Raw genomic sequence first — 13,191 nt, forward strand, 5'->3', positions numbered from 1 at the left:
TCAGTTCTGGTGACTCTGGGAAACGCTCTCGCAAACCGTGGCGATCCTATGCGTCGAACGGGCCAGATCGAGCTGGTCCCGACGGAGGAGGCTCACGGTGGAGCAGGTATCGCTGTCCAAGGGGATCACGATCGCGGTGATCGCGGCCGCTCTGAGCGGTCTCGTGCTCGTCGCGGTCGCCATCGTCGTGTCCACCGTCACGACCCTCTCCGGCGGAGACGACAACACCACGGCGCAGGCCAACTACGTCGACGTTGGCACGATGTGCAGCGCCATCTCGACCTATCCCGACAAGTACGTGACCATCGTGACCAGCTCGATCCCTCCGGCCGCCGGTTCGGGTGATGCCGGCACAGCGGCAAGCTATCGCCGTGCCGCGGACATGATCGACGACCGGTGCCCGTCGCACAGCACGATGGCCGAGAAGCTCCGCGACCGGGCCCGCTACCTCGACCCGGGGCATCCGGACAACTAGCCGCCGCGCGGCCGTGCTCGTCGGGGCAGGTGCAGTACGAGTACTGGATGAACCCCCGGTGAGGCTGCGCTGCAGGCATGCCGGGAGCAGGCCGGGATGACGATGGCGGAGTGCCAGGCCGACGCCGCGGCCGGTAACGCGAACTGGTGACAGCACCTGGCGCCGGGCGCTCTGGTGCCTCACCCCGGTCTTGACCCGCAGGTCAGAGTGCTGCAACACTTCTGGCCGCACCCGTATGTCCGCACACGGGTGACCATCCGGCCGATTCGGCCACCCTCACGCACCACGGCTCACGCCGGTTCGGGGGTGGCCGATGTCGCTTCCCCGCCGCACCGAGATCCGCCGCACCACGCCGATGCCGCCGAGGGCGACACCGATCGCGAGGTCGGAGTTCCGGCGGACCGTGCCGCGCGCGACCCGCCCGGCGTCCGGCCGCGGGAAGGCTGTCCCGGCCCGCGACATCCCGACCGGGCTGCGCCGCCTGGTCCTGGACCGCGACCTTGAGCGGTGCGTGCGCTGCGGCCGGCACACCGCCGGGATCGCGCGCTCGATCCAGCACCGCCAGGCCCGCGGCCAGGGCGGCCGGCTCGGCGCGCACACCGCAGCGAACCTGATCCTGCTGTGCGGCCACGCCACGACACCGGGTGGCTGCCACGCCTACGCCGAGGACCGCAGCAACTGGGCGGACACGACCTCGCACGGCTGGGTCGTCAGCTCGTTCGCTCCGGACCCGGCCGCCGTCCCGGTGTTCGTGCAGTGGCTCGGCTGGTGCTGGCCCGGCGAGCAGTGGACACCCTGCGACGACTCCGGGAGGTGACGAGCCGATGGCCACCGCCCGCGCCGACGCCGTCGCCAACCCGAAGCCTGGGACCCGCGGCTACCTGAAGTGGTGGTGGACCAAGGGCCCCGGCCTGAAGCGCTGGGCGGGCAGCCCGAAGCCGTGGACGACCCTGCGCCGCCAGCTCGGCAAGCACATCAAGGACAAGTCCCCGGCCGTCATCGACTCGATCACTTCGGCCTGGTACCGCGAGGTGTTCGGCCGGCTGCCCGGACGGAAGAAGAAGTAGTCGATGAGCGACGACAAGCGCACCCGCGACGCCCTCGACCAGGCCGTGCGCGACCACATGGCCGGCGAGCTCGACGCCGACGGTGAGGTCATCGTCGCCTGGATGACCATCGCCGCGACCCGTAGCCACGACGGCGGCGGCGTCATCATCTACGCGGGCTCCGACGAGGCCATGCCTCGCTGGCAGGTCCGCGGCCTGGTCGAGGAGATGCGCGCCCTCCTCAACCAGACCGACGACCAGCTCTAACCCGAGAGGGAGACACTCCATGCCGGACGGCCGCGGCAAGCAGAAGTCGAAGAACACCCCGAGCCGCGGCACGTCGAAGGACAAGCGGCTCAAGGGCAACGGCGGCCGGAAACCTGGTCCTAAGCCGAAGTAACCGCAGGTCAGAGCCAAGAGTTAGTAGCAGATAGTAGAACCCGGTGGGCACCGTGCACGTCGTCCCGATGCACGACCTGGTCCAGCACACGGTCGCCGACCTGGACCTCACCGACTGGGAGCAGCACGCCCCGCCCGGGCAGTGGCTCATCGTGCGGATCCACGACCACGAGCCCGACCAGTCCTGCGCCTGCACGCCCAGCACCGAGCTGGTGCCCAACGACCACGGACCCGACGGCTGGCTGGTCACGCACCACAGCCTCGACGGACGCGAGCAGCACGAGTAGATGCCGCGCGCACCGAAGGCCTGCGGACATCGCGGCTGCGACGAGCGGGTCAGGGGCCGCACCTACTGCGACGACCACGAGCCCGAGGCATGGGCCGGGTCGATCAGCCAGTCCACCCGAGCCTGGTACCGAGTCCGAGACCAGGTCCTCGACGAAGAACCGACCTGCCGTGACTGCGAACTCGCACCCTCGACCGAGGCCGGCCACATCGTCGCCCGCGCCCGCGGCGGCACCGACGACCGCGCGAACCTCAAGGGCCAGTGCACCGCGTGCAACCTGGCCCAGCTCGCCGAAGATCGTCACCGACTGTGACGGGTGGGGGGCCACCCCTCCCCCCGGCATCGCCGGATTCCGGGAGGCACGGCAGATTCCGACGCGTACGGTTCCCAGGACTTCGGGCCGTCCGCTGTAGATGCTCACTCTGAGCTACCCGATTGGCCGGGCGAGCGGCGGCGCCCGGCCGCCGGCCGGACCGTCTAGAGAGCGGCCTGGCCGGTCACAGCACCGCCGCACCTCGTCCTCGATCCGAGGCTGGCCCGGCACGGGCCGACGCCCTTCCCGACACGGGAGTTCACCGATGCCTGCTCAGAAGAAGGACCCGTCGGTCCGCGCCCGGCGCAACACCGCGTCCACCGCGACGACGCTGGCCCGGCCTGCCCGCAAGGCGCGGGTGCCGGCCATGCCGAAGCTGCCCCGCGGGGAGACCTGGCACCCCGAGGTCAAGGCGTGGTGGTCGGACGTGTGGCGCTCGCCGATGGCGTCGGAGTTCATCGACGTCGACAAGCGCGCGCTCGGCGTGCTCGTGGTGCTGCACCAGGACTTCTGGACGGCCGGCACTGCGGCCGAGCGGAACAAGGCGGCCACTGAGATCCGGCTGCAGCGCAAGGACTTCGGCCTCACGCCCTACGACCGGCGTCGGCTCGAGTGGACCATCGAGGAGGCCGACGCGGCGACTGCCCGCGGCCGGGCCCGCCGCGCGAGCGGCGGGGTCAAGCAGCCGACCGGTGCGGCTGACCCGCGCCGCACGCTGCACGCGGTGCCCGCACCGGCTCCTGCGATGTGACGACGCTCGTCGTCCCGCCGCTGGACGACCGACCGTGGCCCACCCTGGGGCCGGCGCTGTGCGACTTCCTCGAGGAGCGCGCGGTGTTCGGGCCCGGGTCGCTCAAGGGCCAGCCCGCGGTGATCGACGACGAGAAGCGGTCGATCATCTACCGGGCCTACGAGGTCTATCCCCGCGGCCACGAGTTCGCCGGGCGCCGCCGGTTCCGCCGGGTCGCGGTGTCGCTGCGCAAGGGCACCGCGAAGACCGAGCTCGGCGCGTGGGTCGCCTACCTCGAGCTGCACCCCGAGAGCCCCGTGAGGTGCGACGGGTTCGACCAGTGGGGCCGGCCGGTCGGGCGGCCGGTGCGCAACCCCTACATCCCGATGATGGCCTACACCGAGGAGCAGGTGGAGGAGCTCGCCTACGGCGCGCTCTACACGGTGGTCACCGAGGGCCCCGACGCCGACCTGTTCGACGCCGGCCTGGACCGGATCATCCGGCTCGACGAGCGCGGCCGCGCCGACGGCAAGGCCGAGGCGCTGGCGAACAGCCCGGCGGCCCGGGACGGCGCCCGCACGACGTTCCAGGACTTCGACGAGACCCACCGGATGCACCTGCCGCGTCAGGTCGACTCGTACGAGACGATGATGGCCAACCTCGACAAGCGGCCGCTGGACGACCCGTGGTCGCTGGAGCACACCACCGCCGGCCAGCTGGGCCAGGGCTCGGTCGCGGAGAACACCCACATCGAGGCCGAGCAGATCGCGGCCGGCCTGATCGAGGACCCGGAGCTGTTCTACCTGCACCGGTTCGCCGGCCCCGGGCACGACCTGACCAGTGTCGAGGGCCGGATCGAGGCGATCCGGGAGGCCACGGGCCCACTGGGTGAGTACGGGCCCGGCCAGTTCCGGGGCATCGCCCGGCAGTGGAACCGGCCCAAGGCCGACAAGAAGTACCTCGAGCGGGTGTGGCTGAACCGGTGGGAGACCGGCGAGGCGCAGGCGTTCGACCTGGCCCGGTGGGCGAAGCCGCACGAGCAGGGCGGGCTGGCCCGCGCCGGCGCCGAGCTGCGGCCCGGCGCGCTGGTCGCCGCCGGCTTCGACGGCGCCCGGTTCCGGGACTCCACCGCGATCGTGCTCACCGACATCCGGACCGGGCTGCAGCAGCAGTGGGCGTGCTGGGAGCGGCCCGCGGATCTCGACCCGAACGCCGAGTGGGAGGTCCCGGAGGACGAGGTCACCGACGCCTGGGCGGAGATCCGGCGCCGGTTCCGGCTGTGGAAGGCCTACTGCGACCCGCCGCACTGGACGGAGACCGTCGGAGCATGGGAGGCCCGCTGGCCCGACCAGTTCGAGGAGTGGTGGACCAACCGGCGCCGCCCGATGGCCGAGGCGATCCGGGCCTACACCGAGGCCATGGACTCGCGGCAGGTCACCCACACCGACGACCCGACGTTCAACCGGCACATCGGCAACGCCGGCAAGGACCTGATCAACCTGTGGGACGACGACGGCAAGCAGCTCTACATCCTCAAGAAGCTGCACCCCACCAGGAAGTTCGACGTCGCGATGGCCGGGTGCCTGTCGTGGCGGGCACGGCTCGACGCGCTGAAGAAGGGCGCGTTGAAGCAGCGCGAGACCTACGTCCCGAAGCGGCTGCGGTGAAGGGGAGGCGGTGTCCTGGTGGCGATCGACGTCGATCGGCCCGGCTCTCCGGGCTGGTGGCTCTGGAAGCTCTCCGAGGAGCAGCGCCAGCGCCGCAAGCGCCTGGACTCGCTGTGGGAGCGCTACGAGGGCCGGCCGCCGCTCCCGGTGGGCGCGGAGAACGCCCGGGAGGCGTTCCAGGACTTCCAGCGCCTCGCCCGGTCGAACCTGGCCGACCTCGCTGTGCAGGCCGTCGCGGAGCGGTGCTCGCTGATCGGGTTCCGCACCTCGGCCGAGCAGGCCGCCGCGGAGGTCACCGACGAGGTCATCGGGGCGATCTGGGAGTACAACCAGATGGCCATGCAGGTCCAGGACGTGCACGAGTACATGGGCGCGATGGGCTGCGGCTACACGATCGTCGGGCCGGCGCCCGACGACGAGGAGGACCCGCGTAGCCCGTTCTGGGACCCGGACCTCGACGTCGACGAGCCGGACGGCGAGCTCGACTCCGACGAGCCGATGCCGCTGATCACGGTCGAGGACCCGCGCGACGTGATCACCGCACAGGACCCGGCCCGCTCGGGCCGGACACTGGCGGCGATCAAGTACAAGTACGACCCGCAGGACGACGTCGACCGGATCTTCGTACTCATGCGCGGCGGGCTCATCTACCGGGCCCGACGGAGCGGGAGGAAGACGGGCAGTACCCAGTTCGGGCCGAAGTGGCGGTTCAGCCCGAAGGGCTGGGAATGGGAGAACTTCGACGACCCGGACACGCTGCCCACCGCGGACGTGCCGGTCACCTGGTATCGCAACCCGCGGGACAAGGCGGCGTTCGAGCAGCACATCGATGTCATGGACCGGGTCAACCACCAGATCCTGCAGCGCATGAGCATCGCCGTGATGCAGGCGTTCCGGCAGCGCGCGGTCAAAGGGCTCCCGGAGAAGGACGACGACGGCAACGTCATCGACTACGAGGGCATCTTCTCCGCCGACCCGGCCGCGATCTGGCAGCTCCCCGAGGCCGCGGAGATGTGGGAGTCCGGGCAGGTCGACCTCACTCCGATCCTGTCGGCGGTGAAGGACGACGTGCGGGAGTTCATGGGCAACACCCGCACCCCGATGACGTACTACACCCCGGACGCAGCGAACGGCTCGGCCGAGGGCGCGAGCCTGACGCGCGAGGGCCTGACCTTCAAGGTCGAGAACACGTTCCTCTACGCCGGCGCCGGGCACACCCGGACCGCGCGGCTCGCGCTGCGCTACCACGACCGCGACGACCTGGCGAAGAAGGTGCTCCCGCTGTGGGCGCCGGCCGAACGGTTCTCCCTGGCGCAGCGCTACGACGCGGCGGAGAAGGGCCGCCAGGCCGGTGTGCCGTGGCGGACCCGGATGCTGAGCATCCTGCAGTTCAGCCCGGCCGAGGTCGCGCGCATGGAGGTCGAGCGGCTGCAGGAGCAGCTGCTCGGCGGGGTCGCGGCCGAGCAGGACCGCGAGCCCGGCCAGGGCGATCCGGACGACGACCCGGCCGACGGCGGGCAGTGACCGCGCCGGCGCCCGGGGCGGCTCAGCTGGCCGCCAGCTACGCCGCGGCCCGGGCCGCGCTGGCCGCGAGCACCGTCGCCGCCGCACGCCCCCGCTGGGCCGCGCTCGACGTCTACGACAGCGCGGCGGTGGACGAGTTCGCGCGCCTGGTCGCGCAGCTGTCCCAGGCCGCGCAGCTCCGCTCGGCCGGGCTCACCGAGGCCTACCTGCGCGGCACGCTGTCGCTGATGGGGGCCGCGCCCGCGGACCGCACACCGGCGCGCCCGACCGGGCGGCGCCGCACCGACCCGCTCAAGGTGTACGGCCGGCCCGCCGAGACCGTCCGCTACGAGCGCTCCACCGGGGTCGCGCTGCTCGACGCGCGCGCCAGCGGCGGCCGACGGTTGGACACGATGCTCGACACCGACGTGGCCCTGGCCGCCCGCGATGCCGCACACAGCGTGCTCTCGCGCACCGAGCGGATCATCGGCTGGCGGCGGGTGCTGCGCCCGGAGATGTCGCGGCGTGGGCCGTGCGGGCTGTGCATCGTCGCCTCGGACCGGCTCTACCACCGCGGGGACCTACTCGACCTGCACGACGGCTGCTACTGCCTGCCGATGCCGGTCACCCGCAGCCACGACCCCGGCCAGCAGCTCAACGCCGAGGACCTGCAGGCCGTGTACGACGCCGCCGACGGGCGCACCGACCGCCAGGCGTTGCAGCGGGTCCGGATCGCGACCCGCGAGCACGACGAGCTCGGACCCCGCTTGGTCGACGCCCGGCACCGGTTCCGCGGCCCCGACGACGTCGCGGCCTGACCACCCACCCCTTCGTCCGCCCGGCACGGGCGGCCGCACCCCTCCGATCCCGACACGGGAGTAGCTGACCCATGGCACGAGACAGCCGCCGCGGCGATGACGACCGCGATGACGACCGCGACGACCGCGACGACCGGCGCGAGGACCGCAGCCGCGACCGCGGGCGGGGCCGGGACCGCGACGACGACCGCGACCGCGACGATCGTGATCAGCGCGACGACGACGACGCGGACGACGATGACCTCGACGAGGACGACGAGGACGTCGACTACCGGCAGCTCTACCGGGACGCGAAGGCCGAGGCCGCTCGACACAAGAAGATCAGCCGCAAGCACGAGAACCGTGCGAAGAAGAGCTTCCGCGAGCTGCAGCAGCTCCGCAACGGCGGCGGGCGGCGCCGGTCCGGCGACGACGATGACGATCTCGACATCGAAGCCGCCGTGCAGGACGCCCGCGAGTCCGCGCGCACCGAGGTCGTGCGCGAGTACGCCGGAAAGCTCGTCGACTCCGAGATCCGCGCCCAGGCCGGCGACCGGCTCCCGGCCGCCCAGCTCGAGGCGATCCTCGACGGCCTCGACCGCACCTCGTTCCTCGACGACGACGGCGAACTCGACATGGACGCCGTCGAGGACTACGTCGACCGGATCGCCCCGAAGACTCGCCGCCGCCGCGTCGGCGAGGACCGGGACCGCGACCGGGACGACGACCGTGGGCCGCGCCGACGCGGCACCGCCCGCGGTGGCTCCGCCATGGGGCAAGGAGGCCGAACTGGCCGCCGCGACGACAGGTCGGGCGGCGGCGGGGTCTCGGCTGGGCGCTCGCGGTACCAGGAGCGCCGCGACGCACGCAAGGAATCCACCTCCTCATGACGAAGGGCTGACAGATGGACCTCACGCAGAAGCGCGAGGACTTCGGGTCGGATGACCAGTCGTGGATCGCATCGCGCCACGGCCTCAACAACGGCAAGGCGGCCACACTGGACGTCTCGCTGTTCACGAAGTCCGAGCACTACCCCGAGGGGTTCTTCAAGAGCGGCATCCCGCTCGCGAAGATCACCGCCACCGGGAAGGTAGGCCCCTACGACGGTGCCGCGACCGACGGCCGCGGCACGCTCTACGGGTTCCTGCTCACCACGGTGAAGGCGCCCGCCGACCCGTCCACCGACGTCGTCGGCCCCGTGCTGCTGCACGGGTTCGTGAAGGCGTCCAACCTCCCGATCGAGGTCGACGCGGCCGGCCAGGCCGACGTCGCCGGTCGGCTGATCTTCACCTGAGGGGGCGGACCAGATGGACATCTTCGACCTGATCGACCCGGCCGAGCTGACCGGCTACGCGCGCACCGCGCTCGCCGACCGGCCCGAGAACCAGTTCCAGCTCTCCCAGGACCTGCCCGACGACACCGTCGACGACCTGGTGTACCGGATGAAGAAGGGCGGCGGCGGGCTCACCCAGGCCGCCAGCTTCCGCACCTACGACGCCGAGCCCGGCTTCGGACGCCGCAAGGGCGTCAAGCGGGTCACCGGCGAGCTGCCGCCCATCGCCCGGCAGCGGCTGCTCGACGAGTACACCAACCTCCGGACCCGCGGCGCGAACGACGCCGCCCTGGAGGACGCGCTGCTCGGCGACGCCGTCGACCTCGTGCGCGAGATCGACGCCCGGATGGAGCTCGCCCGCGGCCAGGCACTCGTGCACGCCAAGGTCACCCTCGCCGAGGACGGCGTCGAGGCCGAGGTCGACTTCGACCGCAACCCCGCACACTCCCCGGACGCCGAGGACGCCTGGTCCGACCCGGACGCCGACCTGCTCGCCGACGTCGACAACTGGATGGAGCAGTACGTCGCCACCAACGGGGGGCTGCCCGGTCGGATCCGGACCACGACGAAGGTCGTGCAGGCGATGAAGCGCAACCGCGCGCTGCTGCGCCTGAAGTACCCGACCGTCGCCGACGCCGCGCTGTCGGGGATGCGGCTGCAGCTGCGCGACATCCAGGAGCTGTTCGCCGACGAGGGCTGGCCGGCGCCGACGGTGTACGACGCGAAGGTCATCAACCCGGAGGGGCAGGTGCAGCGGATCCTCGACGAGGGCGCGTTCCTGATGCTCCCGACCCCCGGCACTGGCCTCGACGGCGCGTCGGGGCTGGGGAAGACGCTCTACGGCACCACGCTGGAGGCGCAGGAACCCGAGTACGGCATCGAGGACTCCGAGCTGCCCGGGATCGTCGTCGCTGCCTTCAAGCAGAAGACGACCCCCGTGCAGGTCGTCACGATCGCGTCGGGCATCGGCATCCCCATCCTGGGCGACGCCGACCTGTCGTTCTGCGGCGACACCGGCGTCCGCTGATGCCGCGCCGGCTGCGCCGCGTCGTGCACCTGCGCGACGACCGGGGCGTCCGGCACGTGTTCGGACCCCACGACGAGCTGCCCGACTGGGCGGCCGCACGTATCCGGAACCCGGCCGCGTGGGCCGACACGGCCCCGACCGGCCCGCCCGAACCCGAGCCCAGCCCGGAACCCCCAGTGGTGTCGGTCGAGCAGCCCGCGGTCGAACCGGCCGACACGGCCATCCCGGTGCCCCCGCGCAGCGGGAAGGGCTCCAGCCGCGCGGCGTGGGCCGCCTACGCCGCCTGGCACGACATCGAGGTCGGCGCTGAGTGGGAGCGCGGCGACATCATCGAGGCGCTCGAGCACCACGGCATCCGCACCGAGTGAACCCCGGGAGGTGGTCGCCGTGGGCTGGCTGAACATCGAGGTCCAGGACGTGCGGGATCGCTACCACCGCACGATCCCGGCCAGCCGCAGCACCTACGTGGGGACGCTGCTCAGCGACGCCGAGGACGAACTGCTCGTCCAGGTCCCGGACCTGCCGGGCCGGATCGTCGACCTCGCCGAGGACGAGCCGCTACCGGCCGGGAAGGTGCCGCGCACTCGCGCGGTCCGGATCGTGTGCGAGGCCGTCATCGCCGTGCTGCGCAACCCGGACGGCTACGTCACCGAGGCCTCGGCACGAGGCCCGTTCTCGACCAGCGGGACCCGCGCGGCAGGCGCGGTCCGCACCAAGGTCGTGTTCGACGAGGCCGACCTGAAGAAGTTACGCGCGGCGAAGAAGCGCGCCCCGGCCGGAACCATCGGGCTCCACCTCCCGCGCTACCGGCGGCCCTGATGCACGAACCGGGAGAACACGGCTACGGCACCGTCCTGGTCGTCGTCCGCCAGCGCCGGCTCCGCCACGGAGACCGAGCCACCGAGGCCGACGAGACCGTCTACGACGGCTGGGAGATCGCCCCGGAGGCGCCGACCGAGACCGACGGCACCGTCCGCGACATCACCACGACCCGGCTGCAGGCCTACGGCGGCCCCGAGCGGCGCCCCGACATTCGACCCGACGACCGGGTCCACCTCGCCGTGGACCGGCGCCGCGACCGCCACGGCCGCGCGCTGCAGCCGTCATGGCAGGTCGTCGGCGAGCCCTCGTACTGGGGGCCGGGGGAGACGGTCGTGTCCCTGCAGCGCGTCACCGGCTGACACAGCACCAACGAGGAAGGACCCCGGGCATGGACTTCCGGATGAACCCGCAGCTGATGGACCAGATCCACCGGTCCCGGCACGTCGAGGAGCGGGCCCTCACCCCGGCCGCGCACCGCTTCGCCGGTCGGCTGCGCGGCGAGACCCCGGTGGAGTCCGGAGCTACCGCGGCCAGCACCCGCGTCGAGGGCGGGCACCGGTCGATCGACGGCCGCTCCCGCGCCGTCCGGGTCGTGCAGGGCGGCCGTCCCGGCACCGCCGCACCACAGACCGAGTTCGGGAACTCCCGCACCCGCGCGGCCAACCAGTTCGGCCGGGCGGGCGCCCGGTGAGCGCCCCGACCGGACCGGAAACCGAGACGCGGGAGGCGTTCCTCGACGAGGACGGCTGGCCGATCATCGACAAGCTGATCGCGAACGCGCTGTGGGCGACGGTGAAGATCGGCGGGGTGCCGGTGTATGCCGACACCGACCTGCGTGGCGGCCGGATGGCACCCCATCCCGACGACCCGGAACCGCTGTTCCACGACGTCGACGACGAGCACGTCCCGCTGCCGCGTGAAGAGCGCGTCGAGTGGCCGGCGATCGCGGTCGAGCGGCTCCCGGGCGGCGGGATCAACACCGACGGCTACGAGGACACCGCCCGCATCCAGGTCACCGCGTTCGGGCTGACCCGCTCCGACTCCGACGCGATGACCGCGCAGATCCGCGGCCTGATGCGGGAGCTCTCCGACGAAGGGTGGGCCGGGGTGGAGCTCGACCGGATCCGGGAGGACTCCGGCCCCGGCCGGATCCCGGACCCCGTCGAGGACCTGCGCACCGTCCCGACCCGCTGGGTCGTCAAGGCCCGCAACCAGCAGTAGCCCGCCGGCGCGGCCCCCTCCGCCGGCCCGCACACCACCCGATCACCTGCTCCGTGAGGAGGCACCACCATGACGTCCCCGACGCCCGTGCAGTCGCTCGAGGCCCTGGCGGTCAACAAGCTGAACCGCCGCCACATCCGCAAGGGCAAGAAGGTCGCGGTCCTGCGCGCCCCCATGTCCGTCGCCATCCCCGAGTGGCTCACGCAGGGCGGCGCGTCCGGTGCGCCGATCACGCTGCGCCCGCTGCCCGGGTTCCTCGGGATGGGCCTGATGCGCAAGGACGACGGCATCTCCCACACCCGGGACCAGGAGAAGTCCGACATCATGGCCGTCGGGTTCCAGGACCCGGTCCGGTCGGACTTCGACGCCGACACGTTCTCCGCGCAGATCGTCGGCCTGGAGACCCACCGCGCGAACATCGAGTCCTACCTGCAGGTCGACCTGTCCGGGGTCACCCTGGACGCGGACACCGGGGAGCTGTCGTTCCCGCAGCCCACCGACGGCGCGATCGTGCAGAACCGGTGGTTCTTCATCGCGCAGGACGGTCTGGGGCTGGACCGGTTCTGGTGGGCCCGCCTCTACACCGCCGGGGTCGTGTCCGAGACCGACGACCAGAACATGGGCGGCGAGGACGGCTGGCAGTGGCCGATGACGATCTCCTCGCAGACCGACCCGGACGCCGGCTACAGCGTGCACCACTACTTCGGCGGCCCCGGCTGGAAGGCCGCCGCCGAGTCCATGGGCTTCCCCGCCCTCGCCGGCTGACCGACCTCACCCACCCTGCGGCACCCGGCTCCGCCGGCGCGCCCGACTCGTTCCCAGGAGGACCCTCATGGCCCAGCAGCCAGCCGGTATCAAGATGCTCCACCCCGACCACGAGACCCGCGCCGACGGCGGCGTGTACTACGCCGTCGACGAGGCCGAGGCGATGACGCTGTCGACCCGCGGCTACCAGCGCGTCGACGACAAGCAGGCGGGGAAGGGTGCGCGCTCCGCGCCCGCCCGCGGCGAGAGCAAGTCGAGCGGCTCCGGGGCCGAGGGCACCGCGAGCACCTGACCTCCGGGGGCGCGGCCGTCTCTTCACCGAGGGGGCGTCGAGCGGCCATGCCCCCGGGGGCCTTCGGGCTCCCACTCACCCGTGCCGTGACCGCCCCCTCGATCGACGCCCCCTCGGGAGAACTCCGTGCCCACCAGCAAGCAGCAGGACCTGACCGACCCCGACGAGCAGCTCGACACCGGTTACGTCGATCTCGACCTCGACGCCGCCGCCGCACCGGAGGTGATCGAGCCGTTCACCGTCCGGCTCGGAGGGAAGACGTGGACGCTCGAGCAGCCCGACGGTGGGCTGGTCATGGAGATCGAGGAGGCAGCGACCACCCGCGGCAAGCTGTCGCTGATCTTCGACGACCAGTGGACCGCCGTCGCGGGCAAGCTGGACGGGCTGCACCCCGACCAGCTCGCCACCCTGGTCCGGCAGTGGTCGCGGCACTTCGAGCTCGACGAGCGCTCCGCGCAGGTCCACGCCGCACCGAACCGGGCCGAGCGGCGCAAGCTCCGCCGCCGCAAGTAGCC

The 13,191-nt window shown here is 72.3% G+C and carries 21 protein-coding genes; all 21 read left to right on the forward strand.

The genetic code is table 11. The annotated features are described in order from the left end of the window. Positions 1-97 precede the first annotated feature (97 nt). The 21 genes from ABD160_RS30720 to ABD160_RS30820 all read left to right on the forward strand — a co-directional run bounded on the left by ABD160_RS30720 (position 98) and on the right by ABD160_RS30820 (position 13,189). Positions 98-475, forward strand: coding sequence for a hypothetical protein (locus ABD160_RS30720; RefSeq protein WP_344029355.1), 378 nt, complete (start codon positions 98-100; stop codon positions 473-475). Positions 476-788: 313 nt separating this feature from the next. After that, entirely contained in the window at positions 789-1,292 is a 504-nt protein-coding gene (locus ABD160_RS30725) for an HNH endonuclease (RefSeq protein ID WP_344029358.1), read from the forward strand. 7 nt (positions 1,293-1,299) lie between these two features. Further along, the gene (locus tag ABD160_RS30730; protein ID WP_344029361.1) at positions 1,300-1,542 is read left to right on the forward strand and encodes a hypothetical protein; all 243 of its coding nucleotides are present in this window, start codon (positions 1,300-1,302) and stop codon (positions 1,540-1,542) included. Between the two features lie 3 nt (positions 1,543-1,545). Beyond that, on the forward strand, positions 1,546-1,788 hold the full coding sequence (locus ABD160_RS30735; RefSeq protein ID WP_344029364.1) for a hypothetical protein: 243 nt from the start codon (positions 1,546-1,548) through the stop codon (positions 1,786-1,788). A gap of 176 nt (positions 1,789-1,964) precedes the next feature. Further along, a complete protein-coding gene (locus ABD160_RS30740) occupies positions 1,965-2,207 on the forward strand; it encodes a hypothetical protein (protein WP_344029367.1) in 243 nt (80 codons plus the stop codon). Then, positions 2,208-2,519, forward strand: coding sequence for an HNH endonuclease (locus ABD160_RS30745; protein ID WP_344029370.1), 312 nt, complete (start codon positions 2,208-2,210; stop codon positions 2,517-2,519). Between the two features lie 265 nt (positions 2,520-2,784). Continuing rightward, the gene (locus tag ABD160_RS30750; protein ID WP_344029373.1) at positions 2,785-3,270 is read left to right on the forward strand and encodes a phage terminase small subunit; all 486 of its coding nucleotides are present in this window, start codon (positions 2,785-2,787) and stop codon (positions 3,268-3,270) included. Next, a complete protein-coding gene (locus ABD160_RS30755; RefSeq protein WP_344029376.1) occupies positions 3,267-4,916 on the forward strand; it encodes a terminase in 1,650 nt (549 codons plus the stop codon). The genes ABD160_RS30750 and ABD160_RS30755 overlap by 4 nt, the downstream gene beginning before the upstream one ends. Before the next feature lie 18 nt (positions 4,917-4,934). Further along, a complete protein-coding gene (locus ABD160_RS30760; RefSeq protein ID WP_344029379.1) occupies positions 4,935-6,440 on the forward strand; it encodes a phage portal protein in 1,506 nt (501 codons plus the stop codon). Next, positions 6,437-7,237 carry a hypothetical protein gene (locus ABD160_RS30765; RefSeq protein WP_344029382.1) on the forward strand — a complete coding sequence of 267 codons (801 nt, stop codon included), beginning with the start codon at positions 6,437-6,439 and terminating at the stop codon, positions 7,235-7,237. Before ABD160_RS30760 ends, ABD160_RS30765 begins: the two co-directional genes overlap by 4 nt. 71 nt (positions 7,238-7,308) lie before the next feature. Beyond that, positions 7,309-8,106, forward strand: coding sequence for a hypothetical protein (locus ABD160_RS30770; RefSeq protein WP_344029385.1), 798 nt, complete (start codon positions 7,309-7,311; stop codon positions 8,104-8,106). 14 nt (positions 8,107-8,120) lie between these two features. Continuing rightward, on the forward strand, positions 8,121-8,510 hold the full coding sequence (locus ABD160_RS30775) for a head decoration protein (protein WP_344029387.1): 390 nt from the start codon (positions 8,121-8,123) through the stop codon (positions 8,508-8,510). Positions 8,511-8,523: 13 nt separating this feature from the next. Continuing rightward, entirely contained in the window at positions 8,524-9,576 is a 1,053-nt protein-coding gene (locus tag ABD160_RS30780; protein ID WP_344029389.1) for a major capsid protein, read from the forward strand. Continuing rightward, complete coding sequence (locus tag ABD160_RS30785; protein WP_344029392.1) at positions 9,576-9,944, forward strand: hypothetical protein; 369 nt, start codon at positions 9,576-9,578, stop codon at positions 9,942-9,944. The genes ABD160_RS30780 and ABD160_RS30785 overlap by 1 nt, the downstream gene beginning before the upstream one ends. 19 nt (positions 9,945-9,963) lie before the next feature. Continuing rightward, positions 9,964-10,395, forward strand: coding sequence for a hypothetical protein (locus ABD160_RS30790; protein ID WP_344029395.1), 432 nt, complete (start codon positions 9,964-9,966; stop codon positions 10,393-10,395). Then, positions 10,395-10,757 carry a hypothetical protein gene (locus tag ABD160_RS30795; protein WP_344029398.1) on the forward strand — a complete coding sequence of 121 codons (363 nt, stop codon included), beginning with the start codon at positions 10,395-10,397 and terminating at the stop codon, positions 10,755-10,757. Before ABD160_RS30790 ends, ABD160_RS30795 begins: the two co-directional genes overlap by 1 nt. A gap of 29 nt (positions 10,758-10,786) precedes the next feature. After that, positions 10,787-11,089: a hypothetical protein gene (locus tag ABD160_RS30800; protein ID WP_344029401.1), complete on the forward strand. Its 303-nt coding sequence runs from the start codon at positions 10,787-10,789 to the stop codon at positions 11,087-11,089. After that, positions 11,086-11,619 (forward strand): phage tail termination protein, encoded by a 534-nt coding sequence (locus tag ABD160_RS30805; RefSeq protein ID WP_344029404.1) that lies wholly within the window; start codon positions 11,086-11,088, stop codon positions 11,617-11,619. The genes ABD160_RS30800 and ABD160_RS30805 overlap by 4 nt, the downstream gene beginning before the upstream one ends. A 69-nt stretch (positions 11,620-11,688) precedes the next feature. Continuing rightward, complete coding sequence (locus ABD160_RS30810) at positions 11,689-12,384, forward strand: hypothetical protein (RefSeq protein ID WP_344029407.1); 696 nt, start codon at positions 11,689-11,691, stop codon at positions 12,382-12,384. A 67-nt stretch (positions 12,385-12,451) separates the two neighbouring features. Then, positions 12,452-12,676: a hypothetical protein gene (locus ABD160_RS30815; RefSeq protein WP_344029410.1), complete on the forward strand. Its 225-nt coding sequence runs from the start codon at positions 12,452-12,454 to the stop codon at positions 12,674-12,676. A 126-nt stretch (positions 12,677-12,802) separates the two neighbouring features. Beyond that, complete coding sequence (locus ABD160_RS30820) at positions 12,803-13,189, forward strand: hypothetical protein (protein WP_344029413.1); 387 nt, start codon at positions 12,803-12,805, stop codon at positions 13,187-13,189. The last annotated feature ends 2 nt before the right edge of the window (positions 13,190-13,191 follow it).

It is taken from the genome of Pseudonocardia kongjuensis (assembly GCF_039526905.1).
GTDB lineage: Bacteria > Actinomycetota > Actinomycetes > Mycobacteriales > Pseudonocardiaceae > Pseudonocardia > Pseudonocardia kongjuensis.

Excerpts from the sequence above, each read along its gene's own strand:
- ABD160_RS30745 (WP_344029370.1), top strand. The coding sequence starts at position 2,208 with ATGCCGCGCGCACCGAAGGCCTGCGGACATCGCGGCTGCGACGAGCGG.
- ABD160_RS30800 (WP_344029401.1), top strand. The coding sequence starts at position 10,787 with ATGGACTTCCGGATGAACCCGCAGCTGATGGACCAGATCCACCGGTCC.
- ABD160_RS30795 (WP_344029398.1), top strand. The coding sequence starts at position 10,395 with ATGCACGAACCGGGAGAACACGGCTACGGCACCGTCCTGGTCGTCGTC.
- ABD160_RS30730 (WP_344029361.1), top strand. The coding sequence starts at position 1,300 with ATGGCCACCGCCCGCGCCGACGCCGTCGCCAACCCGAAGCCTGGGACC.
- ABD160_RS30775 (WP_344029387.1), top strand. The coding sequence starts at position 8,121 with ATGGACCTCACGCAGAAGCGCGAGGACTTCGGGTCGGATGACCAGTCG.
- ABD160_RS30725 (WP_344029358.1), top strand. The coding sequence starts at position 789 with ATGTCGCTTCCCCGCCGCACCGAGATCCGCCGCACCACGCCGATGCCG.
- ABD160_RS30780 (WP_344029389.1), top strand. The coding sequence starts at position 8,524 with ATGGACATCTTCGACCTGATCGACCCGGCCGAGCTGACCGGCTACGCG.
- ABD160_RS30815 (WP_344029410.1), top strand. The coding sequence starts at position 12,452 with ATGGCCCAGCAGCCAGCCGGTATCAAGATGCTCCACCCCGACCACGAG.
- ABD160_RS30735 (WP_344029364.1), top strand. The coding sequence starts at position 1,546 with ATGAGCGACGACAAGCGCACCCGCGACGCCCTCGACCAGGCCGTGCGC.
- ABD160_RS30770 (WP_344029385.1), top strand. The coding sequence starts at position 7,309 with ATGGCACGAGACAGCCGCCGCGGCGATGACGACCGCGATGACGACCGC.
- ABD160_RS30785 (WP_344029392.1), top strand. The coding sequence starts at position 9,576 with ATGCCGCGCCGGCTGCGCCGCGTCGTGCACCTGCGCGACGACCGGGGC.
- ABD160_RS30750 (WP_344029373.1), top strand. The coding sequence starts at position 2,785 with ATGCCTGCTCAGAAGAAGGACCCGTCGGTCCGCGCCCGGCGCAACACC.
- ABD160_RS30810 (WP_344029407.1), top strand. The coding sequence starts at position 11,689 with ATGACGTCCCCGACGCCCGTGCAGTCGCTCGAGGCCCTGGCGGTCAAC.